The organism is Bacillus sp. LR--39 (genome assembly GCF_053613335.1).
The window spans coordinates 1624794-1647669 of record NZ_JBSIOT010000001.1; the positions used below are offsets into that span (position 1 = coordinate 1624794).

21 protein-coding genes and 3 riboswitches are annotated in these 22876 nt (G+C 45.0%); of the genes, 10 read left to right on the forward strand and 11 right to left on the reverse strand.

Annotation, left to right across the window (positions count from 1 at the left end; all coding sequences use genetic code 11):
* Positions 1 to 245: 245 nt before the first annotated feature.
* Entirely contained in the window at positions 246 to 1028 is a 783-nt protein-coding gene (locus ACWHAR_RS07610; protein ID WP_032874684.1) for a TerC family protein, read from the reverse strand.
* Between the two features lie 245 nt (positions 1029 to 1273).
* On the reverse strand, positions 1274 to 1909 hold the full coding sequence (locus ACWHAR_RS07615) for a DedA family protein (protein WP_369878818.1): 636 nt from the start codon (positions 1907 to 1909) through the stop codon (positions 1274 to 1276).
* A gap of 131 nt (positions 1910 to 2040) precedes the next feature.
* Between ACWHAR_RS07615 and ACWHAR_RS07620 the strand changes: the two genes are divergently transcribed.
* The 3 genes from ACWHAR_RS07620 (at position 2041) to ACWHAR_RS07630 (ending at position 5190) form a co-directional block, all read left to right on the forward strand.
* Positions 2041 to 2256: a hypothetical protein gene (locus ACWHAR_RS07620; protein ID WP_032874683.1), complete on the forward strand. Its 216-nt coding sequence runs from the start codon at positions 2041 to 2043 to the stop codon at positions 2254 to 2256.
* A 214-nt stretch (positions 2257 to 2470) separates the two neighbouring features.
* Positions 2471 to 3352, forward strand: coding sequence for a non-homologous end joining protein Ku (gene ku / locus ACWHAR_RS07625; RefSeq protein WP_007610913.1), 882 nt, complete (start codon positions 2471 to 2473; stop codon positions 3350 to 3352).
* A 2-nt stretch (positions 3353 to 3354) separates the two neighbouring features.
* Entirely contained in the window at positions 3355 to 5190 is a 1836-nt protein-coding gene (locus ACWHAR_RS07630; RefSeq protein WP_032874681.1) for a DNA ligase D, read from the forward strand.
* Between the two features lie 9 nt (positions 5191 to 5199).
* On the opposite strand, the gene ACWHAR_RS07635 is transcribed toward ACWHAR_RS07630, so the two are convergent.
* The 4 genes from ACWHAR_RS07635 to ACWHAR_RS07650 form a co-directional block, all read right to left on the reverse strand.
* On the reverse strand, positions 5200 to 5754 hold the full coding sequence (locus tag ACWHAR_RS07635; RefSeq protein WP_007407215.1) for a YkoP family protein: 555 nt from the start codon (positions 5752 to 5754) through the stop codon (positions 5200 to 5202).
* A gap of 181 nt (positions 5755 to 5935) precedes the next feature.
* Complete coding sequence (locus ACWHAR_RS07640) at positions 5936 to 6400, reverse strand: MarR family winged helix-turn-helix transcriptional regulator (RefSeq protein ID WP_007610911.1); 465 nt, start codon at positions 6398 to 6400, stop codon at positions 5936 to 5938.
* A 142-nt stretch (positions 6401 to 6542) separates the two neighbouring features.
* The gene (locus ACWHAR_RS07645; protein WP_003154731.1) at positions 6543 to 6725 is read right to left on the reverse strand and encodes a Fur-regulated basic protein FbpA; all 183 of its coding nucleotides are present in this window, start codon (positions 6723 to 6725) and stop codon (positions 6543 to 6545) included.
* Between the two features lie 88 nt (positions 6726 to 6813).
* Entirely contained in the window at positions 6814 to 6969 is a 156-nt protein-coding gene (locus tag ACWHAR_RS07650) for a hypothetical protein (protein ID WP_003154733.1), read from the reverse strand.
* A 193-nt stretch (positions 6970 to 7162) separates the two neighbouring features.
* On the opposite strand from ACWHAR_RS07650, the gene tnrA reads away from it, so the two are divergent.
* A complete protein-coding gene (gene tnrA / locus ACWHAR_RS07655; RefSeq protein WP_003154734.1) occupies positions 7163 to 7495 on the forward strand; it encodes a MerR family transcriptional regulator TnrA in 333 nt (110 codons plus the stop codon).
* Positions 7496 to 7530: 35 nt separating this feature from the next.
* Here tnrA and mgtE read toward each other — a convergent pair whose 3' ends face one another.
* From mgtE to ACWHAR_RS07670, 3 genes are all read right to left on the reverse strand, one after another.
* Positions 7531 to 8886 (reverse strand): magnesium transporter, encoded by a 1356-nt coding sequence (mgtE, locus tag ACWHAR_RS07660; RefSeq protein ID WP_032874679.1) that lies wholly within the window; start codon positions 8884 to 8886, stop codon positions 7531 to 7533.
* Positions 8887 to 9120: 234 nt separating this feature from the next.
* Positions 9121 to 9286, reverse strand: a riboswitch (M-box (ykoK) riboswitch).
* A 106-nt stretch (positions 9287 to 9392) separates the two neighbouring features.
* Positions 9393 to 9530, reverse strand: coding sequence for a transcriptional regulator SplA domain-containing protein (locus ACWHAR_RS07665; RefSeq protein ID WP_003154740.1), 138 nt, complete (start codon positions 9528 to 9530; stop codon positions 9393 to 9395).
* Between the two features lie 87 nt (positions 9531 to 9617).
* A complete protein-coding gene (locus ACWHAR_RS07670) occupies positions 9618 to 10880 on the reverse strand; it encodes a glycoside hydrolase family 18 protein (RefSeq protein WP_032874678.1) in 1263 nt (420 codons plus the stop codon).
* Positions 10881 to 11028: 148 nt separating this feature from the next.
* A riboswitch (TPP riboswitch) is annotated at positions 11029 to 11142 on the forward strand.
* Positions 11143 to 11321: 179 nt separating this feature from the next.
* On the opposite strand from ACWHAR_RS07670, the gene ACWHAR_RS07675 reads away from it, so the two are divergent.
* The 3 genes from ACWHAR_RS07675 to ACWHAR_RS07685 are packed head-to-tail and all read left to right on the forward strand — an operon-like array spanning position 11322 to position 14281.
* Positions 11322 to 11921, forward strand: a complete 600-nt coding sequence (locus ACWHAR_RS07675) for an ECF transporter S component (RefSeq protein ID WP_032874674.1) — start codon at positions 11322 to 11324, stop codon at positions 11919 to 11921.
* Positions 11908 to 13545, forward strand: coding sequence for an ABC transporter ATP-binding protein (locus ACWHAR_RS07680; protein ID WP_032874672.1), 1638 nt, complete (start codon positions 11908 to 11910; stop codon positions 13543 to 13545). The genes ACWHAR_RS07675 and ACWHAR_RS07680 overlap by 14 nt, the downstream gene beginning before the upstream one ends.
* On the forward strand, positions 13520 to 14281 hold the full coding sequence (locus tag ACWHAR_RS07685; RefSeq protein WP_032874670.1) for an energy-coupling factor transporter transmembrane component T family protein: 762 nt from the start codon (positions 13520 to 13522) through the stop codon (positions 14279 to 14281). Before ACWHAR_RS07680 ends, ACWHAR_RS07685 begins: the two co-directional genes overlap by 26 nt.
* A 45-nt stretch (positions 14282 to 14326) precedes the next feature.
* Here the strand turns inward: ACWHAR_RS07685 and ACWHAR_RS07690 are convergent, their stop codons facing one another.
* A complete protein-coding gene (locus ACWHAR_RS07690) occupies positions 14327 to 15160 on the reverse strand; it encodes an STAS domain-containing protein (protein ID WP_032874668.1) in 834 nt (277 codons plus the stop codon).
* Positions 15161 to 15379: 219 nt separating this feature from the next.
* Between ACWHAR_RS07690 and ACWHAR_RS07695 the strand changes: the two genes are divergently transcribed.
* Together ACWHAR_RS07695 and metE are read left to right on the forward strand one after the other, a co-directional pair.
* The gene (locus ACWHAR_RS07695; protein ID WP_032874666.1) at positions 15380 to 16339 is read left to right on the forward strand and encodes a S8 family peptidase; all 960 of its coding nucleotides are present in this window, start codon (positions 15380 to 15382) and stop codon (positions 16337 to 16339) included.
* A gap of 139 nt (positions 16340 to 16478) precedes the next feature.
* Positions 16479 to 16633: riboswitch (SAM riboswitch) on the forward strand.
* Between the two features lie 83 nt (positions 16634 to 16716).
* Positions 16717 to 19005 carry a 5-methyltetrahydropteroyltriglutamate--homocysteine S-methyltransferase gene (gene metE / locus ACWHAR_RS07700; RefSeq protein WP_032874663.1) on the forward strand — a complete coding sequence of 763 codons (2289 nt, stop codon included), beginning with the start codon at positions 16717 to 16719 and terminating at the stop codon, positions 19003 to 19005.
* A 260-nt stretch (positions 19006 to 19265) separates the two neighbouring features.
* Here metE and ACWHAR_RS07705 read toward each other — a convergent pair whose 3' ends face one another.
* A complete protein-coding gene (locus ACWHAR_RS07705) occupies positions 19266 to 21044 on the reverse strand; it encodes an AAA family ATPase (RefSeq protein WP_032874661.1) in 1779 nt (592 codons plus the stop codon).
* A gap of 775 nt (positions 21045 to 21819) precedes the next feature.
* Here ACWHAR_RS07705 and ACWHAR_RS07710 point away from each other — a divergent pair.
* Positions 21820 to 22857: a BclA C-terminal domain-containing protein gene (locus ACWHAR_RS07710; RefSeq protein ID WP_032874659.1), complete on the forward strand. Its 1038-nt coding sequence runs from the start codon at positions 21820 to 21822 to the stop codon at positions 22855 to 22857.
* Positions 22858 to 22876: the final 19 nt, after the last annotated feature.

A 22876-nucleotide genomic window follows, 5' to 3' on the forward strand; every position in this document is an offset into this window, starting at 1 on the left:
TAGCTAATTTAGTAGGGATTCGCAAAGGAAGAAAAAGAGAAATCGATTTCATTTGTCTCAATTATGACAAGCCAATAAGACGTACTATACATGATTTCGTGCCCCCATGCAGAATTAAGGGGGTTTTCTCTGTGTTTTTTGTAACAATGCTGTTATAAAATTGTTATCATATGTCTTAAATGTAAGCGTTTCAAACAAAAAAGGGAACCTGCTTTTTAAAAAGCCAGACTCCCTTTTTGATCATTTTACGCGTGTTCTCTTTTTTCCGATTCCGCGCCAGACTCTATTTGTTTTGCTCCTGACATAAACCATCCGCAAACCGCAATGGCAGCCAGAACCGCCCAGAAAATGATTTTCCAGGCCGCCGAATGGATGACATCTGCCGGAATGATACCGAGTTCCTCATGGGCCAATGTATAAAGAGCGAGCTTCACGCCTACCCATCCGACAATTACAAATGCCGCCGTTTCAAGGCCCGGCCTTGTTTTCAGTAAGGATACGAACATTGATGCCGCAAAACGCATAATGATTAAACCGATTACGCCGCCGGCTAAAATAACGAGAAACTGACCGCCGTCCAAGCCGCCGATGGCAGGAAGCTGTGTTCCCGGGAGCGTTACGGCAAGCGCGACCGCCGCTAAAATGGAGTCAACGGCAAAAGCGATGTCCGCGAGCTCCACTTTCAAGACAGTCTGCCAAAACCCGCTTTCTTTCTGCGTTTTCTGACCGTTGTTATCTTTAAATACATACCGCTTCAGCAAATGGCTGACCGCAATGTAAAACAGATATAAAGCGCCGACGGCCTGGACCTGCCAAACATTCACCAGAAAAGAAATGGCGAACAGCGACCCGAAACGCAAAATAAATGCGCCCGCCAATCCGTAAAATAAAGCCTTCTTCCTTTGTTTTTCAGGAAGATGCTTCACCATCACAGCCATCACCAGCGCGTTATCCGCCGCCAAAATCCCTTCCAGCCCGATTAAAACGAGAAGAACCCATCCGTACTCCAATAATAATGCAAAGTCCAATCCATTCCCTCCGTTTCTTTTTTCTATCATCCGAGCTTATACCGGCGGTTTTTTACGCAAAAAAGACCTTTGCCGATATAAGGCAAAGGTCTTGCTAGACATGAATGATTGGCATGCCAACAAAGCCGATGGATATGATCCATGAATTGACGACTTTGTTTCCGGAATATCCGGACGCTACTCCCCTTTGGGATTTCAAGAAATATTTGTTTATACGCTCATGATAAAGCCTGTTTCATCATTTGTCAACGCTTAACTTTTTTAACAAATTGAGAAATTTTTTCTGTTTTGGCCCGCTGTTTTCTTCTCTTTAAAAACATCCAAAGAATGAGAAGCAACACAATGAATATACCGAGCGGCAGCATATATTGATCGAGAATGGAACCGACGCTTTTCCAATTTTCCCCGAGTTTCATTCCGAGGTATACGTAAGCAAATGTAATCGGCAGCATCGCTGCATATGTATATAGAGAGAACACCCAGACATTCATCTTCGCAATGCCGCACGGCAAAGAAATCAGCGTCCTGACCCCCGGTATAAAACGGCCGCTGAACGCGACCAAACCTCCGTGCTTCTGAAAGAAATCATCTGATTTCTGCAGGGATTCGGGTTTTATCCATATATACTTTCCATATTTCAGCAAAAACGGCCGACCGCCCAGCCTGCCGATTCCATATAAGACAAGCGGACCTGAAACACCGCCGAGCGAACCGGCAAACACGGTCCCGGCAAGCGTCATATCCCCTTTTGAGACCCAATAGCCCGCAAGCGGAAGAACAATTTCCGCCGGGATGAATTCTATACTGAGCGCCAAAAAAATCCCGGCGTAAGATAAGCTTTTAAACGCCTCTATTATTGATATGATGAAATCTTCGATGATCTATCACTCCCGGCTTACGTCTATATTCCGAAACTTAAGAATGATTTTAACACAAAACCTTGAGTCTGAAATATCTTTAAGACATGCCCGTTATAAATGTGAGTCGTTTCAGATCGGTAAAGCGGGAGGGAATGACAAGCGCAATACAACGTCCCGCCTGTCTCCTGATTGCTTGTCTGGCGGCGGTTATATCACTGAAGTTCTCCGGAAAAATCACCCCTCGCGATAAGCGGCGGCTGACCGCGGATTCAGTTCATATGGGAGCGGGAAATTTTCTCAGTCACTACATGGGAATGCGGGGCATTTCCCGGGGAATGATTTTGGATAATCTTTTTGATTACCGCTGATGATTTTCAGGGACTTCAGCGCTTTAAAGAATTTATCGATTCACTGATTGTAAATAGAGAATGCGACGCGAAAAAACGATGAATAAGAATGCGATGACCATTGTCGCCTGAGGAAATGGAACAGCCGCTCCATGAAGCGCCGCATCACCCATAAGTTGCTACACATGGAACGGACCCGTTTATCCACAATAAAGACAAAAAGGAGTTTTTATTCATGCACACGATGTGGAAGGGTTCGATCAGTTTCGGTCTCGTCAATATCCCGGTCAAGCTCTTTGCGGCCACTGAAGATAAAGATATAAAATTCCGCAGTCTTCATAAAGAAGACCATGCGCCGATTAAATACGAAAAAATCTGCACCGGATGTGAAAAAAGTCTGGAACCTGATGAAATCGTGAAAGGCTATGAGTATGTAAAAGGGAAATACGTCATTATGACAGACGAAGACTTGAAAGACGTAAAACAGGAACATGAAGAAAAAGCGGTTGAGATTGTTGACTTTGTCCAGCTGCAGGAAATTGATCCGATTTATTTTAACCGGTCGTATTATGTCGGGCCGGGAGATAACGGCACAAAAGCCTATACACTTCTGCGGGAAGCGCTGAGAACGACGGGTAAAATCGGGATTGCCTCCATTACGATCCGCTCTAAACAGCAGCTTGCGATTCTTCGCGTGTATGACAACTGCATCGTGATGGAATCCATTCATTATCCGGATGAAGTCAGAAATGCCGGACATGTGCCGGGCGTTCCCGAGCAGACAGCCGTTAATGAAAAAGAGCTGCAGACGGCGATTACGTTAATTAATGAGCTGACAACCGAGTTTGACCCGGAACAATACGAAGACACATACCGGAAAGCCCTTCTCGCTAAAATTAACGATAAGCTCGAACATGAAGAAGCGGGCGTGACACCGGCTGCTGCCGGCCCGCGCGAAGATGTCATCGATCTTGTCAGCGCGCTTCAGGCAAGCATTGACCGGACGAAGCGGCCGGATCGCGAACAGGCTGCACCGGCGCGGACAAAAGACGCCGCGTCAGCAGGCGGCGGAGGCAAAAAGCAGAAGACGACCAGACAAAAAGCCGGAACGTCTTAATCATGGTGCTGACGATGCAGCCGATTTTGACCTCTGTACCGCCTGAAGGCAGTGAGTGGCGCTATGAGGTAAAGTATGACGGATTCCGCTGTCTTCTCCGCATAGACGAAAGCGGCGTTACATTAACCAGCAGAAACGGACAGACGCTGACGAATCAATTTCCGGAAATCACGGCTTTTGCGGCCCGGTGTTTTCAGCACATGAAAGACAGGTTCCCCATTACGCTTGACGGAGAGCTTGTCTATTTAATCAATCCGTACAGAGCGGACTTTGAGCATCTTCAAATCCGCGGACGTTTAAAACGGAAGGAAGCAATTGAAAGCACCGCTGATAGACGGCCGTGCCGCTTTCTGGCATTTGATCTCCTCGTTCTGGAAGGCGCCGGCACCGTCTCATTACCGTATGTGAAACGGAAACGCGCCCTTTCCAAACTGCTTAAAGAAGCAAATCTTCCCGCCTGCCCTCATCACTTAGCGGAAGAAGCGATTCAATACATTCCGGAACACACTGACTTTGATGCGCTTTGGGACAAGGTCGTCCGCCATGACGGAGAAGGTATCGTAGCAAAAAGGGCTTCCAGCGGCTGGGCGGAAAATAAACGCTCTCCCGACTGGCAGAAGTATAAACATATGAAAACGGCACATGTGCTATTAACCGGGTTTAACCCGAAGAACGGGTATGTAACGGCCTCTGTTTTAAAAGACGGCACCGCCGTCCCGATCGCTTCCGTTTCCCACGGCATGCAGGCGGAAGAAAAAAACGCCGTCAGAACCATTATGGAGACCCACGGAAAAAAACAAAAAAGCGGCGAGTATACACTTGAGCCTTCTATCTGCATGACCGTGCAGTATTTAACCATATTGCAGGACACGCTGCGTGAAGTATCTTTTGTGTCTTTTCAGTTTGAAATGGATTGGACGGAATGCACGTATCAGCAGCTTATCCTTCACTCTAAAACGCTGCCGCCGAAGCTGCAGTTCACAAGCCTGGATAAGATTGTTTTTAAAAAACGTGAAAAAACGAAAGCAGATTTCCTTAGTTATATGGTGAAAATGAGCGATTTTCTTATGCCCTTTCTTAAAGATCGGGCCGTCACGGTGATCCGTTATCCGCACGGCGCGCCCGGCGAATCTTTTTTTCAAAAAAACAAACCGGACTACACGCCGGACTTTGTCTCAAGCGTGTTTGACGGGAGCCATGAGCACATCGTATGCAGCAGCATACCGTCACTTTTATGGCTGGCTAATCAGCTGGCGCTTGAATTTCACGTTCCGTTTCAGACAGTGCATTCCGAAAGGCCCGCAGAGATTGTCATTGACCTTGATCCCCCGTCAAGGAATGATTTCCCTATGGCTGTGGAGGCTGCGCATGTGCTGAAACAGCTGTTTGACTCATTCAGCATTACGTCATTCCCGAAGCTCTCCGGAAATAAGGGCATCCAGCTTTACATCCCGCTTTCACCGGAAGCATTCACCTATGAAGAAACCCGTGCGTTCACAATGCTCATCGCCGATTATTGCGTCAGGACGCGGCCGGATCTTTTTACGACAGAGCGGTTTATCAAAAACCGAAACGGCAGGCTCTACCTAGATTATTTGCAGCATGCCGAAGGGAAAACCATTATCGCCCCCTATTCGACCCGGGGCAACGAATTGGGAACGGTTGCGGCTCCCCTTTATTGGAGCGAAGTCAACTCCTCTTTAACACCTGATGATTATACGATCGATACAGTAGTGAACCGCGTCAGGACAGAGGGAGATCCGTTTTATGATTTTTACCGGAATCCGCAGGACGGCCCGCTTTCAATCGTGCTTGAGCAAATCAAGAGAAAGAGCTGACGCTTTTTGTCAGCTCTTTTCAGTCTGATACGTGCACATCAATTTTTCTTTGGAAATAAATAAATAGCAGGAGTAAGGAATGTTTTTGAGGGTGAGCTGTTTTGCAGTAAAGTATAAAATGGGAATATGGGCCGCTTTCTTAAACAGCCTGTAGCAGCCGCTGGACGGTTTTATCACATCAAAACCGAGTCTCGCCGCTCCTTTATGAAGCATTGTAATGCCGACGACTCCCTTAATCTCGTCTTTCCGTTTATGCTGGTTAATATAATCCGCTAAATGAGGCATGGATTGATATACCTTCTGATATAGCATAATCCCCCTTCTGACCGCGCTTTCAATAGGCTGCAGCTCTTTCAGGAGTTTGACATTATGAAGATGAATCTTAACTAACACGTCGTTTTTTTTAATTCTGGTTCCGTCGCTCAGGATGACTTCTTTTCCTTTATATCTAGTCAAACGGACGCGGAATACATTCGATTGCCGTTTATCAATCAGCGTCAGCCGGGTAAAGAAGAAATAAAGCGGATCAAGTAAGTACCATATAGACAGCAGACAGCTTCTCACATGTTCACCTTCTTTATATTCAAAGCACCCTCATATTTTGGCATGGGGCATGTCACATTATGATTGGTAAATAATGATGCCGACCTGTATCAGCTTATGCAAAAACCGCTTCAGGCTCTACTGTCCGGAACAGAAAAAAAAAACACTCTTCGTGAAGAAGAGTGTCTGTATCCGCTTTCTTTTAACGGAAAAGCAAATGCTGGCTGTGAATTCCCGCTTTTTTCAGTAGGGCTATCAGCTGTTCCTGTTCCTCAGGCATAAGTCCTGAAAACGCTCTCGCAATTCTCAATGAATGAATCGGATAAATTTTATCCAAATACTCGTTTCCTTTATCAGTTAAATGGGCGTAAACAGAACGTTTGTCCTTCGGGTCTTGTTCTCTGACCAAAAACCCGTTTCTTTCAAGCTTGTCGATGACATAGGTGACATTCCCGCTGACAAGCAAAAGACGCGACCCGATTTGCTGAAGCTTTTGCGGTCCTCTCGTATAGAGCAGCTCCAAAACGGCAAATTCAGTCGGATTAAAACCGTGTTCTTTACTGTCTCGGATGCTGTGTTCAGACACACTCTTGAAAGCCCTTGCAAAAACTTTGTACAAATTCATCGAACGCATCACTTCTTCTTCGTTAAATGATAATCTCATCATATCTACCCCGTATTTAAGATTTTTATAAAAAAATAATGTAAACCCTTACAATTCATAAGAGTCGTTCTTTGTTTTATATTCTATTCGTGCCGTTTTTCAGAATTCCTTCTTTTTTATATAAAAAAATACCCTTATACATCATTTAATTTGTATAAGGGTTCCGTTCTTTATAGGGAATGTTCCGAAAAAAATACGCGTATTCCTTTCTCAGCTCCGTAATTGTCATGGAATTGAGTATTTCTTTCGTATAGACTCCGATCTGCAGAAGCTTTTTGGAATAATGGTTTCTCTCTTTGTCCAATGCATTTTGAAGCAAACGACTCATGGCGCCCTCCTTTGTTTTCCGTTATTCTATGATCAGAATAACGCTTTTATATCAAAGACGTATAAAGCCATTGTAAAACTTCTGTAGATTATGATGTTTTTCGGTAAAGTCCGTTCTGGACGGCTCTGAGCAGCGGAAAAGCGTGTTCCCCGGCAAGCTGCATGAACGCCTCCAGCATTTCATCGCGTTTCATATCTAATTCAATGATTTCTTTTGCCAGCGAAACCGCTTTTTCTTTCTCCATTCCTATCCTTCCTCCTCATTGTGTCTGTACAGTAAGCATAAAACGGGGCACAGGAGCATGCATTAACCTTGTCAATTTTTCTGCCGCTTTTTTTCTAAAATTTTCTATTTCGCGTCAGAAAACCTGACAAGCGTCAGGTTTTTTCTCTTTTTTTCTTATATAATATGAGTAAAAGACATCCAGGGGTGGAAAAATGACGACAGACGAACAATCTTACAAAGATAAAAAAGTAATCTCGATCGGCATTGTAAGCGAATTAACCGGATTGTCAGTCAGACAGATCAGATACTATGAAGAACGGAAATTAATCTACCCGCAGCGTTCATCACGGGGAACGAGAAAGTATTCCTTCGCGGACGTTGAGCGGCTCATGGATATTGCCAACAAGCGGGAAGACGGCGTGCAGACGGCTGAGATTTTAAAAGACATGCGAAAAAAAGAACAGGCTCTCAAAAACGACCCGCAGCTCCGCAAAAAAATGCTGGAAGGACAGCTTAATGCTCATTTTAAGTATAAAAACCGCTGATAAAAAAAGTCCGCCTCCTGTGAGACGGACTTTTTTTATAAAGCATGAAGAAATGCAGTTGCAATGCCGAAATAAATTAATAAGGACAAAATATCGTTCAGCGTCGTAATCAGCGGTCCTGATGCAATCGCCGGGTCAATGTTCAGTTTATGAAGAATAATAGGGACGATCGTTCCGGCCATCGTACCGATAATCAACGTTGCAAGCAGCGATGAACCGACGACAAAACCGAGCGTTAAGTCTTTCTGCCAGACGGTTGCGACAATCGTAATCGCGATCGCACAGACGATGCCGATGTAGATACCGGTTCTTAGTTCACGGAAAATCAGTTTAAAGATGGTTTTTTTATTCATTTCTTCTTTAGCCAGTCCTCTGATGACGACGGCGAGTGACTGTGTGCCTGTATTACCCGTCGTTCCCGCGATCATCGGCATGAAAAATGCGAGGGCGACTACTTTTTGCAATGTATCTTCAAAATGATTCAGAATGCTTCCGGAAATTAATCCGATAAACAAAAGCAGAATGAGCCACGGCAAACGGCGGTACGCCGCAACGTACGCTTTCGTATCAAATGTAATCGCCTTACCGGAGGCTGCGAATTTTTCGTAATCTTCATCGGCTTCTTTAATCACGACGTCAATAATATCATCGACAGTGACAATACCGACAAGCACATGATTTTCTTCCACGATGGGAATGGCTAAAAAGTCATACCGCTGGATCAGCCGGGCGACTTCTTCCTGGTCTTGGAGCACCCCGGCCGAGATGACACGCGTAAACATGAGATCCTGCACTTTATCCTCAGGCTCGCCGAGAATTAAATCTCTGTATGAGAGCACTCCGACAAGCTGCTTGCTGTCATTAATCACGTACAAATAATTTATTGATTCTGCGATTTCTGCAAAGCTTTTCAGCTTCACAACCGCATCTTTTACTGTATAATGCTGCGGAATCCAGACGAAGCGGTTCGTCATCATCCGGCCCGCCGATTCTTGCGGATAATTCATCAAAAGCTGTACGGCCTTTGATTCCTCAGCTTCCATGCTGGATAAAAGCTGTTCTTTCAGTTCTTCATCCATCTCTTCCAGCAATGCGGCGAGATCGTCGTTATCCATTTTATTCATTGCGAGAGTGGCTTTCGTTTTACCGACTTTATGCAAAACGGCAAGCTGAAATTCCCGCTCCAGCTCTCCGATCATGTCGGTGATGTCATCAACCGTCATATATGACAGATAGCGGGCCCGGTGCTTTTCCGGCATTTCTTTAAACAAAAATGCCATATCATAGGGCTGAAGCTCATCTATCATGTTTCGGAATTCTTTTATTTTTCCGTCCCGCAATAAAATGATAATGCGTAATATGAGTTCGTCATAGGTCATGTTTTGGACCATCGGGACTCGTACCTCCTTTACGGAGACGCGCCGTCCGTCAAGGGAAGTGCGGCGGTTTGTCTCCTCATCATGTCGTCACTGGTTATCTGGCTGTATATGGGTACTTCTTCTGACATACTCGAATGGGGAGAATCCATACTCCGCACCTCCTTATCATGCTCAGTCGTGTACGTTTTGAGGCATAAAAAAAACCTTCTGATATGAAGGCGAAAACAAGCACGGCAAATAAACGTGCGGGGCCTCCAATCGTAGAGCTTTAGCACTGTATGGCATAGGACAGCCATCCAGCTGCGTTAAGAATCACCTTATGTCGATGATTCCTGTTGACCCATTGGCGTCTTTGGACATTTTTGGGCAGCAGCGTATCTCCATACAGGAGCCTCACCTAACGAAGTTCTTATTTGAATTGACACACTGAGATTACAGAAAAAAAAGGAATGTGTCAACCTTAAATTTGTGATTTCAGCACATGCCTATAAAATAAACGGAATAAAGGCATAAAGCCCTTATTCCGGCAAATCGCTTTCATCCTCTTCTGAAAGGAAATGATAGGATTCATGCAGCATGAGCGCGTACTCCCCTTCTTTTGTCGGATGCGGTACATACTCAGCCTCGTTGATATACTGCTCTTCCCTTTTCTTCATATGACAGACCTCCTGTTCAATTTTAGATTGTCCAAAAGAAGACCCGTTATCATAGGAAAAAAATCACTTGCAGAGCGGGACATGCAGCTATATTTTTCGGATCGTGAAAAAGTTCCTAAGCAGCCACGGGCCCGGTTTGAAACCGAGCGTTAATTGCCACGCGCCGATCGCCTGCAGTCCGAACTCCCGAACGAGAACCATTTTTTCACTCATGCTTCGCACATCCTCAAACCACACTTCATGCGTTCTTCCATTTTCATCAGTATACCGGAAGTAAGGGGAACGCTCCTGCTGGGAATAACGGATCACTGATTGATGCTTCATGGCCGTTTCCATGGCGCGCTGATTGGAGATGGCGGATCCGATCGTTCCCGGACGGTACGGAATCACCCAATCATACCCGTACAGCGGAACACCGAGAATCACTTTTCTTCTCGGCACCCTGTTGATAGCAAAATTGATCGTTTGCCTGACCTCTGTCAAAGGCGCCACGGGTCCCGGCTCACTGCCGGCGTGGTGCCAGTCGTACGCCATAATGAACATATAATCGACGACAGCTCCGATTCCGCCGTAATCATATCCCCTCAGCCACGGCACTGCATCACTTGTTTTCGCCGGAACCGATATCGTTAACGCGAGGTGATGCTCTGAAAGCCGGGTTTTTAACTGCCGGAGAAATCCTGTGAAGAGGTCCCTGTCAGCTTCTCTGACCCGTTCAAAATCGATATTTACACCGCCGTATCCCTTTCTTACGGTTAAGGAGACGATATTGTTGACGAGATTCGTTCTTGCCGTCGGATTTTGCATCACTTGATGGGCTAATTCCGGACTGAATCCCCCTTCTGTCAGATTCGTAATGACGGCAAGCGGGCGCACTCTGTTTTGCCATGTGGTTTCTATTGCGGTTCTGTCGTTTAAATCGTTAATGATATCTCCATTCGGGCCAAAATGATATTCAAACAAAGAAATCGCCGAAGAATACGGCGCAAAATCATTAATTAACTCTCTATCCGCTTCAGGCGTCCGAATGACATAAAATTGCAGGGTCCCCGCAAGATAGTTAGAGATATCAGGGATCTTCACTTTCATACCCGCCCGCAGCCGGTTCGGCGGAATATCCGGGTTTGCCTGCATCAGCTGCATCTGCGGCACATAAGCCTTACCTGCGATAACGGCATACGTATCATTCGGCTGAACCGTATATTCATTAAGAGGGATTAAAAGCGCCTGCCCCGGAACGATATTCGTTTCCTCAAGCCCGTTGACGCTTCTGATGCTGTCAACAGGGTATCCGTACTTTCTGCTGATGGAAAATAACGAGTCGCCAGACTGCACTGTATGAACAAACATAGATGTCCTCCGTTTCCTTTTGATCAAAAGGGCTCTACTTATCTTTATGAATGATCTTCCGGTCCGATTCCAAACACTGTTTGGAGAAAGGCTGTTTACAAAACAGACATGATCAACTATGATGATGTCATCATAAAAAACTGTATAGGAAACGCACTAGGGGTGCTGTTATCGGCTGAGATAAAACATGCGGCAGGCGTGTTTTGATCCCTTATAACCCGATCTGGATAATACCAGCGTGGGGAAGTGCAGATTGACCGGAGCGCAGGGTTTTTCCCCATGCGTTTTCGTTCTGCTGCTGCATATTCCCTCGGATATGCAGTTTTTTATTTTTCATTAAAAAACGGGGGAGGACACCGCAATATGAAACTGAATATAAACTGCCTGTAAAATCATCTCTTTCATACATACGACTATCCGATAAGAAAGCAGGAGATCACAATGAAAAATTGGAAAATGAGAGAAATTGTCGTCATGTCCGTCATCAGTGTTGTATTTGCTGTCATTTATTTAGTATCAACTCATGCAAGCAATATAGCGGCAGGATTTTTCGGCCGGATGAGCTACGAACCGATTTACGGTATCTGGTTTATCGTCTCGGTGATTGCCGCGTACATTATTCAAAAACCGGGAGCTGCTCTCGTTTCTGAAATCATCGCCGCGTTTGTGGAGTGCTTACTCGGAAATCCGTCAGGACCGATGGTGATTCTGATCGGGATCGCACAGGGAATCGGTGCGGAAGCGGTCTTTTTAGCGACACGCTGGCGGATTTATACCCTGCCCGTGCTTCTTTTATCCGGTATGGGGTCTTCTGTGACGAGCTTCATTTATGACTTGTTCGTTTCCGGATACTCTGTTTTGAATCCGGGTTTATTAGCCGTCATGCTTCTCATCCGTCTGGTCTCAGGTGCGCTTCTTGCCGGCCTTCTCGGCAAAGCGATCAGTGATGCGCTGGCTTACACAGGGGTGCTGAACGGCATGGCGCTCGGAAAACAATTCAAGAAGAAAAAGAAACAGGTGAACCAAGATGCAGGCATCTGAGCCCCTTCTATCGGCCGGCCGTCTTACCTTTTCTTATGATCAGGATGAAAAGCCGATTCTTCTAAACGTGTCCTTTCAGCTCCGCAAAGGAGAGCGGGCTTTATTGCTCGGGCCGAGCGGATGCGGCAAAAGCTCGCTCGCTCTTTGTTTAAACGGTCTGTACCCGGAAGCATGCGATGGGGTTCAATCGGGAACCGTTTCTTTATACGGAACACCTCTTTCACATCTGACAGAACCCGCCGCCAGATCCATCGGCGTCGTGTTTCAAGATCCGGACCAGCAGTTTTGCATGCTGACGGTTGAAGACGAAATCGCCTTCGGCCTGGAAAATTTGCAATATACAAAAGAAGATATGGACGCAATCATCGATGACGTTTTAGAAAAATTAGAGATCACTCATCTGAAAACGCGAACGATCGCTTCGCTGTCAGGCGGTTCAAAACAAAAAGTGGCGCTTGCCTGTATCATTGCGATGGAACCGGAACTCATTATTTTGGACGAACCGACGGCACAGCTTGATCCATATTCCGCACGTGAATTAGTGCGGCTGATCAAAGATCTTCAAGCAAAAAAAGGCTTCGGCCTTCTCGTTATCGAACATCAGCTTGATCATTGGGCGCCGTGGATGGACAGGACGATTGTCCTTGACGAAACGGGTCAGAAGGTGATGGACGGAGAGACGGACATTATCTTTGAAACAAAGATTGAAGAGCTGAAGGAGCTCGGCATTCCGATCCCGCGTGTGATCTCATTGCAGAAGCACGTCAGCATTCCTTTTACATTGTGTAAAGAAAAGCTGTTTCACGAACCTGCACCATCTCTGCCCGAACACCGGCCCGCCGCGCTTTCGGCAGAAGACGCGCTGAGCGTTCACGAGCTGTCATTCTCAAGAGGAGCAGACGTCATTTTTCAGGATGTGAGCTTTTCCGTAAAAAAAGGTTCAATCACCGCGATTGCCGGCCCTAACGGAACAGGAAAATCCACGCTCCTTTCTGCCGCGGCCAAGCTCATCCGTCCGCTGAGCGGAGACATCAAAATAGACGGCAGACCGATTGATTCCTATTCTGAAAAAGAGCTGCGGCGGCTGATCGGATATGTTTTCCAAAATCCTGAACACCAGTTTGTCACAGATTCCGTCATTCAAGAGCTGATGTTCGGTTTTGAAAGCAGCAGAGCCGCAAAGGAGAAAGCTCTTCAGCTGTTAACCCGATTCGGCCTGAGACGCCATGCCTCACAGCATCCGTTTTCTTTAAGCCAAGGACAAAAACGCAGGCTCAGCGTCGCGACGATGCTTATGCACAATGTGAACGTTTTGATGCTTGATGAACCGACTTTCGGACAGGATGCCAAAACGGCGCGGGAGTGTATGCAAATGCTCCGTGAGATTCAAAAGGAAGGAACGGCTGTTTTAATGGTGACACACGATATGGAACTCGTCTCAGATTATGCCGACACGATCCTTGTGCTCTGCGGCACGAAACTGGTATTCCGGGGAACTCCCGACGCTTTGTTTTCTGATAACACCGGGATCGCCGAGCAGGCGCATTTGGCTTTGCCGCTGCGGTATGAATGGATGAAACACGACAGGAGGCGGAGAAATGAACTTGCGGCTGGAGGCTGTTAACCCGTCAATAAAGGCGGCGGCTGTATTGTTATGCGTCATTATGCTGTCGTTTATTTATAATCCGTACACCCCTGCTTTATTTTATATCATCATTGCGGGAGGCGTCCTCTCGGCGGGGCGTGTGCCGCTGAAAAAATGGCTGCTGTTCACGATTCCGTTTGTCATTCTGGCCTTCGGTTCTTTATGGACAGCCGCCGTATTCGGAAACATCCCGACAACCGGAAGCAACCTGCTGTTTAAGCTCGGGCCGATTGCCGTCAACAGTGATAACGCGGCGCTCGGGATTTCTATCGCGTTTCGTATTTTATGTTTTTCCGCTTTGTCGATGATGTTTCTTTTCACAACCGATCCGATTCTGTTCATGCTCAGTCTGATTCAGCAGTGTAAGCTGCCGCCCAAGCTTGCATACGGCGTTATCGCGGGGTTCCGGTTTCTCCCTCTTCTGAAAGATGAAATCCTGATCATCCGGCAGGCGCACAGAATCAGGGGCGCGGCGTCTGATTCCGGGCTGAAAGGAAAGCTCTCCGCCGTCAGGCGCTTCACCATTCCGCTATTGGCAGGCGCAATCAGAAAGGCGGAACGCACGGCGATCGCGATGGAATCTAAAGGCTTTACGGGGAGCCGAAACCGCACGTTTTACAGAACTGTTACTGTGCGCCGCGCCGACTGGTGCTTTTTCCTGCTCGTGCTTCTGTTATTCGGCGCAAGCTGGCTCATTTCATTGTTGTTTATATAAAAACAGGCCGCCGGAGTGATTCGGCAGCCTGTTTTGTTATGTATGTTATTGATGATAATTGAGAGCCTGAGCGAGATTGGACTTGATCGTAATATCTGAGAAATTAATGCCGAGCTGTACGGCGGTTTGAGCCATTTCCGGCCTGATTCCGGATAAAGTGGACGTGACGCCGATCAGGTTCAGCGCCTCAATTAATTTAAAAATCTGATGCGCCACCATCGTATCGACAACCACTACACCCGACAGGTCAATAAACAGATGTTCAATCAGCCGTTTGGCACATGTGCTCAGCGTATTTTCAAGAATGAATTTGGCGCGCTCCGTGTCAATATCGCCGACAAGCGGCAGCAGCGCCGTCCGTTTGCTCAGCGTGATAACCGGCGAGCTTAACTCCAAAATCATTTCTCTTTGCGCGTTCAGCTGCATTTTTGAGTTATGCTCGGCATGATCGACAAACGTGTAAATCGTAAAATCAAATACTTGTACAATTAAATTCTCCCATTTCTTCCTTTCTCCCTGTGCAAACGAAGATTCATGTTTATCGGCAAACGCATCATAATAACTGATGTATAGTCTCCGGTTTCTCATAAATTCACGGACCACATACTGGACGGGTGTATCCAGATGCTTCTGGTCTTTCGCGAGCTCAATCACCCACTGCTCGAACTCTTCTAAAAATTCTTTTTGCGGCATAATATACATTTTATTAATATGCCGGTAAAATTCTTTATCCTGCTCCGTCAGTTCTTCTGTGATGACAGGATTTGTCAAAGAATAAATCGAATTCGGATCCGAATCTTCCATCGTTTCGATCCACTCTTTCGCAATTTGATCCACTTGTTCTGAAAAATAGTTGTATAATGCTTCACTTATCTTCATATCTCTTCTCCTTTCCCATTTCCAATTATAGCGTCAGCGGGTCATGAATGAAAATGAAAGCTGTCAAACTATCCATATATTTGAAATTTTTTAGTACGATAGATTACGCCTTTTTTATGAAAATGCTTCAAATGACTCTTTCCGGCCGGCATGCTCTGCCATAAAATAGTAGCAACACCCTTGTATCCACTCGCAAGCATAAAAAAGGAGGGCTTTTTTATGAATGGTGAAATGCATTTGATTCCTTATGTCACGGATGAACAGATCATGGATGTGAACGAGCTTCCTGAGGGGATTAAAGTGATTAAGGCGCCAGAGTTGTGGGCAAAAGGGTTTAAAGGCAAGGATATTAAAATCGCGGTGCTTGACACAGGCTGCGACATCAATCATCCTGATTTGAAAGACCGGATTGTCGGCGGGAAAAACTTCACCGATGATGACGGAGGCAAAGAAGACGCGATTTCCGATTATAACGGACACGGGACACACGTTTCCGGAACGATTGCCGCCAATGATTCAAACGGCGGAATTTCGGGTGTCGCGCCGGAAGCAAGCCTTTTAATCGTTAAAGTTCTCGGCGGTCAAAACGGCAGCGGCAAATACGAATGGATCATTAACGGCATCAACTACGCCGTTGAACAAAAGGCCGATATCATTTCCATGTCACTCGGCGGGCCAAGCGATGTGCCTGAATTGAAAGAAGCCGTCACAAATGCGGTAAAAAGCGGTGTTCTGGTCGTTTGCGCAGCAGGAAACGAAGGCGACGGAGACGAGCGTACAGAGGAACTGTCGTATCCGGCCGCTTACAACGAAGTGATCGCAGTCGGATCAGTCTCAATCGCCCGTAAATCGTCTGAATTTTCAAACGCAAATAAAGAGATTGACCTGGTGGCTCCGGGAGAAAATATTCTCTCCACCCTTCCCAACCATAAATACGGGAAGCTGACGGGCACTTCAATGGCCGCCCCGCATGTGAGCGGAGCACTTGCCTTAATAAAAGGGCTTGAACAGGACGCGTTTCAGCGGACGCTTTCTGAGGCTGAAGTCTACGCCCAGCTCGTGCGGCGGACCCTTCCTTTGGACATCTCCAAAACATTGGCCGGGAACGGATTTCTGTATTTAGACGCGCCTGAAGTGCTGATGGAAAGAGCCGAACAGGCCCAGCTGCTGTCTTTCTGATATTTTTCTCGTATAATGATTAATCAGCTTGTCATATCACCAATTTTTAAATTGTGAGATTTTCTATTGACAGTGATCTGAATAAGCTGATAAGATAACCAACAAATGATGTAACTTTTCAAAAAAATTGAAATATTTTCTCTTATCGAGAGTTGGGCGAGGGATTGGCCTTTTGACCCCAACAGCAACCGACCGTAATTCCATTGTGAAATGGGGCGCGTGATTTTTGCGCCGAGACGACTGTCTCATAAGGCACGGTGCTAATTCCATCAGACGTGATCTGAGAGATAAGAGAGGCTTGCATTTTGAAGTTAAAGCCTCTTTCTCTCATGAGAAAGAGGCTTTTTTGTTACATCTCACTTAAAGGAGGAAACTTAATGACAACAATCAAAACTTCGAACCTCGGTTTTCCGAGAATCGGCTTGAACAGAGAATGGAAAAAAGCGCTTGAGGCTTATTGGAAAGGTAACACTGATAAAGAAACGTTTCTTAAAGAGCTTGACGGTTTATTCTTATCAGCTGTCAAAACACAGCTTGACCAACATATCGATATCGTGCCGGTCTCTGATTTCACCCATTATGACCATGTGCTTGATACAGCCGTCAGCTTTAACTGGATTCCGGAAAGATTCCGCAGCATCACGGATCCCGTTGATACATACTTTGCGATTGCCCGCGGTGTAAAAGACGCCGTTTCCAGTGAAATGACGAAATGGTTCAATACCAACTACCATTACATCGTTCCTGAATATGACGAAAGCATTGAATTCCGTCTGACGAGAAACAAACAGCTTGACGACTACCGCCGGATCAAAGAAGAATTCGGAGCGGAAACAAAACCTGTCATCGTCGGTCCGTACACATTCGTCACACTTGCGAAAGGATACGAAGAATCAGAAGCGAAAGCGATTCAAAAGCGCCTTGTTCCTCTTTATGTGCAGCTGCTGAAAGAGCTTGAAGCAGAAGGCGTCAAATGGGTTCAGATTGATGAGCCTGCCCTTGTGACAGCTTCTTCTGAAGATGTCCGCGCCGCCAAAGACCTCTATGAGGCGATCACAAAAGAGCTTTCAGGACTGAATGTCCTCCTGCAGACATACTTCGATTCGGTTGATGCATATGAAGAACTCGTTTCTTATCCTGTACAGGGAATCGGGCTTGACTTCGTACATGATAAAGGCAGAAACCTTGAGCAGCTGAAAAAGCACGGCTTCCCGAAAGATAAAGTACTGGCAGCCGGTGTGGTCGACGGCCGGAACATTTGGAAAATCGATGTTGAAGAACGCCTTGACGCGGCTTCGGATATCCTCAGCCACGCTGATGTTGAGGAGTTATGGATTCAGCCTTCAAGCAGCCTTCTGCACGTGCCGGTGGCGAAACACCCTGACGAGCATCTTGAAAAGGATTTGCTGAACGGCCTGTCATACGCTAAAGAAAAACTGGCGGAACTCGGCGTCTTAAAAGAAGGGCTTCTGTCCGGAAAAGCGGCCGTCAGTGAGCAGATCGAAGAATCAAAAGCGGCACTTAAGGCTTTAAAAGCATTCGCAACAGGAGCGAACTCAGCTCAAAAAGAAGAGCTGAATCAGCTGACGGAAAAAGATTTCTCCCGTCCGGCAATCTTTGAAGAACGATTGGCGCTGCAGAATGAATCACTCGGTCTCCCCCTTCTGCCGACGACGACAATCGGAAGCTTCCCTCAATCTGCCGAGGTGCGGAGCGCACGGCAAAAATGGCGCAAAAAAGATTGGACTGATGAACAGTACCAAGCCTTTATTAATGCGGAAACGAAGCGCTGGGTTGACATTCAGGAAGAAATCGGCTTAGACGTGCTCGTTCACGGAGAATTTGAGCGGACGGACATGGTCGAATACTTCGGTGAAAAACTGGCCGGATTCGCCTTTACGAAATATGCATGGGTGCAGTCTTACGGTTCACGCTGCGTACGTCCGCCTGTCATTTTCGGAGATGTCGAATTTATCGAACCGATGACGGTAAAAGATACGGTCTACGCCCAATCGCTGACGGAAAAACACATGAAAGGCATGCTGACGGGACCTGTCACCATCTTAAACTGGTCATTCCCGCGTGTGGATATTTCAAGAAAAGAAATCGCCTTCCAGATCGGGCTTGCCCTCAGAAAAGAAGTAAAAGCGCTTGAAGATGCCGGTATTCAGATTATCCAAGTGGATGAACCCGCGCTCCGCGAAGGACTGCCGTTAAAAACGCAGGATTGGGATGAATATTTAACTTGGGCCGCAGAAGCATTCCGGTTAACGACGTCTTCTGTGCAAAATGAGACGCAGATTCATACGCATATGTGTTACAGCAACTTTGAAGATATCGTAGATACGATCAATGATCTTGACGCGGATGTCATTACAATCGAACACAGCCGAAGCCACGGAGGATTTTTAGAATACTTGAAAGAACATCCTTACGTGAAAGGCCTCGGACTCGGTGTATACGACATTCACAGCCCGCGTGTGCCGGCAACTGAAGAAATCTATCAAATTATTGATGACGCGCTTGAAGTGTGTCCGACTGACCGCTTCTGGGTAAACCCGGACTGCGGACTGAAAACAAGACAGCAGGAAGAAACCGTTGCGGCATTAAAAAATATGGTCGACGCCGCGAAACAGGCACGAAAAAAACAAGCTCAGCTTGTATAATGAAAACAGCCATCCGCAAATCGCGGGTGGCTGTTTTCATTATACAAGGGGGGAATAGGATATCTACTCTTTTTTCTCAAACGTGAGGTTTCCGTGTTCCCAACTACCAGTACAATCAGAGATGTTTCAAATTGAGAAAACTCCAACTGTTTCACAATATTTAAAAGCATTAAAATAAAGATAAAATGATGATAACAAGGTTAGCGAATAGTTGACGCTGGTTAAATTGTGAAGCGCCTCTTTGTTATGAAACTAGAGTGTTAAGACTTGACTCTTTCATCATCTTTAACAAATAAATCAATTTTTTTAATTAAACTTGGAATTTCCCCATCAACTTGGAGATCATCTTTTGTAATAAATTGAAGTATCTGTACAGGAGAAATAGAGATTTTCCATTCGCTTTGTATATATTTATTTATACTTGAAATTAACTCTTTTCCAGGTACAACAGACAAGCGGTAAAATAAATCGCTCCAATTTTCCTCAAATTCATTAGTTTTATTAGCAATTATGGTTGCCACTGAGATTCCGCTATTCTTTTTCCTTTCAATTTCATTATGGATTAATTGTCCCATAACATAATTTTTTTTATCATCTGTAACTTCTAAAAGAATATTTTCCGTATTGAATTCTTGAACTACCTCTGTTTGAATTCTCTTAGCTCTTGCTTTTAATTTTGCTGTGATAGCTTTACCTATTGCTGAAGGTATCAATAAATAGTTTTCTATCTCTTTCTTCTCTAGCACATGAATAAACGAAACTTTATTACTAAGATTTCTCTTAAGGTCATTTACTTGTTCAACAGTTTTGTAGTCTCTATCAAACAAGCATGAAACCATTATTTTCTCACGTAAAACTCCTGAAAAAGCCCAATCTGCGTGTCCAATTTTCTCCCATTGCGAAGCCCCATTAATAGGTATAACGGTTAACTCACCACTATTAAATAACGTAAGATACCCTAATATCTTTGCGAACTTTTCTAAGTATTTACTATCTTGACCTTCTACAAACAACACTCGTTTACCCCTTGCCAATCGTGTTAAATGAATATTCTGGGTAGATCCTAATATTTCAACAACATCTTGCAATCCTATAAGATCAGTTAATCTTTTTGCAAACTTCTTTCTTTTTTCAATAACTAGAACTTCATCTGGTTCTACTTCGTTTATAATTTCAATTGAATGTGTAGCTATAACAACATTCACTTGCAAATCCCTTAATATTGTAATGAGCTTTCTTTGCAAATCTGGATGTAAATATATCTCTGGTTCATCAATTACAATCAAGTCTGCACTCTTAGATTTAATTAAATGTGTCAATAATTGTAACCAAATTTGAAAACCATTACCTGATAAAAAAACTTCTCTTGGTATCCTGTTTTCATAACAAAACATAGTTAAATCATTTGAAAGCAGATCAGTCCTTTTAGGCTGTTCTATACTCATACCTGACCATGTTTTTTCTAAAATATCTTTAAATTCATTAAAATCCTCCTCATCGTGGTACCAAATGTTCCTAAATAGTCGAGGTGCGCGATGGCTACTTTTGAACCTGCTAACGTAGTCTATTTCCCTTACTTTCTCATCTTCTTCCAATGGTCCCAAAGTGGGTACTATTGAAAGATTTAAAGGAAACGTCTGTTTAAAGGCAGTTGTACTTTTTATCGTCTTAGTCTCTCCTTCAGTGTATAGTAAGGGTTCATTATCTTTAGTAAATTCTATTATCAATGTCTTTTTGCCGGAAAATCTATACTCTATTACAGTAGGCTCCTCACTATAGTCAGTATGAATAAATTTCAAATTGATTGGTATACTTGTTTCTGGGATATAAAGTCCAGATACCACTTTACCTCTAGTATTTTGTAAAGTCTTTAGTTTATACTTAGAAGCATATCTATATGACCCTGCTAACACCTTTAACCCATCAATTACAGTTGATTTTCCACTATTATTAGGACCCACCAATATATTGAAATCATTAAATGAAACAGAGAAATTCTCATGTGTCTTAAAGTTTTTAAATTTAATTGATTTTAGCAATTAAAGCACCCTCACTAAATTGTTTTATGATAATATTACCATGAAATTATTCCCGTTGAAATAAGAGGGATTCCTACTTTTAAGTCTATTATTTGAAGCATTTAAATAAGTTTTTCCATCATATAGATTTAAAACGTCCCATTGTATACCTTGTTTTTAAAGATAACCTAAAGAGTTATTCCAAGAACATTTCCTAACAAAACATATCCCTATCTCTTTAAAAAGTTAGTAGTACTATTACATATAAACCTCCTCCAAACTTGGGTGAGTATAAACTAATCTATAAGATTCATGGTTTAGAACCTCTTAGAAATCTATATTCTTTTTGTTGTTTAACTGATTAATTTTTATTAATGCCATGCTCAATACATGTAAGCAATGATCCGACATCCCATGCTGAAGTAACCGCGATTCAGATGCGGTCCGGACGCTTCAAACATATCAGCTTGACGATTACGTGATTTACACAAGCTGTGAACCCTGCCATGTGTTTAGGTACCATTTATTAGGTGAAACCATAAGCAATTTATTACGCTTCCAGCCACCCAGATGCCTCCGAAGCAGGCTTCAATGACACTCATATATGATGAAATCAAAAACTGTGGTATAACCTGCTCAATTGCAGGTTTATTTTTGTATGCTCAATTGGTTAATGAAGGGAATCAGAAACTTGGACAGAATCCGTGAATATAATGATACAGTACTGCTTACGCTCATTTCGGGGAACTTTGTTCGTAATAAAATGATTTTCAGCCAACTCATAAGGAGGGACATTGTGTCACAGCCTAATTTGCCCAATATCACCCCTGTCGTTACACTTTCCAGAGACGATACCATTAACCTTCTTCTTTCGTCAATTGCTATGGAAGAACTGGAAATGGCACATATTCTGAATGCAGAAGGGAAAAAAATCCAATACGCGCTCGGAACGATTCCCGGATTAACAGGACCCCCGTCAAGTCTTGCTGATATTCTTAACCTGAATGAGAGCGTCCGTGATACGCTTGACAGCTTAATGAAACAGGAGCTTCTTCTCGGTTCAAAATTGGACAGTATCTCAAATATCCCTACACTGGCGGGACCGACTGGTGCTACGGGGCCGACGGGACCAGCCGGCGGGCCCGCAGGACCTACGGGAGCAATCGGACCGGCCGGAGCGACGGGGCCAACCGGACCGACGGGGGTCACCGGTGCGGGTCTTCAAGGGATTGTTGCTTTTAATCCGCTGATCGCCCCCACTTACACAACCGGACAGGTTGTCTTGTATAACGGCAGCTCTTACGTCGCAAATGTAAACAGCCCGGCGGGAACCCCTGGAGCCTCAGCTGACTATACACTTTTAGCTGCGGCGGGAAGCACCGGCGCTACTGGCGGCACCGGACCGACCGGGATCACCGGAACAAGTCTGACAGCAACTTCCGGCTATGCGAGCAATACGGGCGGCGGTGTTGTCGCAGTTATTGCCGGCGGCACGACCATTTCCTTACCGAATGAACAAAACCTTTCTGCAGATATTACGGCTAATGCCGCAAATACCATATTTACCGTTGCTCCGGCGGGACGGTACTATATCTCCTACCATATTAATTTAACGGCCGGCCTGCTTGTAAGTTCGCGTATTTTAATCAACGGCACTCCTCCTGCAAGTTCGATTATCGCCCCGGTCGCGTCTTTGGCAAACTTTAATAACTCCTTTATTGTGACTTTGCCAGCAGGCAGCACCATCCAGCTTCAGCTGTTCGGATTATTGGGTGCGGCCACATTGCTCGGAGGAAGCGCCGGTGCAGCTTTAAACATTATTCGATTATCTTAATGGAACATGCAAAAAAAGG

Coding starts and splice junctions, on each gene's coding strand:
- ACWHAR_RS07620 (WP_032874683.1), top strand. CDS start 2,041: ATGACAAGCGCAATACAACGTCCCGCCTGTCTCCTGATTGCTTGTCTG.
- ku (WP_007610913.1), top strand. CDS start 2,471: ATGCACACGATGTGGAAGGGTTCGATCAGTTTCGGTCTCGTCAATATC.
- ACWHAR_RS07630 (WP_032874681.1), top strand. CDS start 3,355: ATGGTGCTGACGATGCAGCCGATTTTGACCTCTGTACCGCCTGAAGGC.
- ACWHAR_RS07640 (WP_007610911.1), bottom strand. CDS start 6,400: ATGATGAGATTATCATTTAACGAAGAAGAAGTGATGCGTTCGATGAAT.
- ACWHAR_RS07645 (WP_003154731.1), bottom strand. CDS start 6,725: ATGAGTCGTTTGCTTCAAAATGCATTGGACAAAGAGAGAAACCATTAT.
- ACWHAR_RS07650 (WP_003154733.1), bottom strand. CDS start 6,969: ATGGAGAAAGAAAAAGCGGTTTCGCTGGCAAAAGAAATCATTGAATTA.
- tnrA (WP_003154734.1), top strand. CDS start 7,163: ATGACGACAGACGAACAATCTTACAAAGATAAAAAAGTAATCTCGATC.
- mgtE (WP_032874679.1), bottom strand. CDS start 8,886: ATGGTCCAAAACATGACCTATGACGAACTCATATTACGCATTATCATT.
- ACWHAR_RS07665 (WP_003154740.1), bottom strand. CDS start 9,530: ATGAAGAAAAGGGAAGAGCAGTATATCAACGAGGCTGAGTATGTACCG.
- ACWHAR_RS07670 (WP_032874678.1), bottom strand. CDS start 10,880: ATGTTTGTTCATACAGTGCAGTCTGGCGACTCGTTATTTTCCATCAGC.
- ACWHAR_RS07675 (WP_032874674.1), top strand. CDS start 11,322: ATGAAAAATTGGAAAATGAGAGAAATTGTCGTCATGTCCGTCATCAGT.
- ACWHAR_RS07680 (WP_032874672.1), top strand. CDS start 11,908: ATGCAGGCATCTGAGCCCCTTCTATCGGCCGGCCGTCTTACCTTTTCT.
- ACWHAR_RS07685 (WP_032874670.1), top strand. CDS start 13,520: ATGAACTTGCGGCTGGAGGCTGTTAACCCGTCAATAAAGGCGGCGGCT.
- ACWHAR_RS07690 (WP_032874668.1), bottom strand. CDS start 15,160: ATGAAGATAAGTGAAGCATTATACAACTATTTTTCAGAACAAGTGGAT.
- ACWHAR_RS07695 (WP_032874666.1), top strand. CDS start 15,380: ATGAATGGTGAAATGCATTTGATTCCTTATGTCACGGATGAACAGATC.
- metE (WP_032874663.1), top strand. CDS start 16,717: ATGACAACAATCAAAACTTCGAACCTCGGTTTTCCGAGAATCGGCTTG.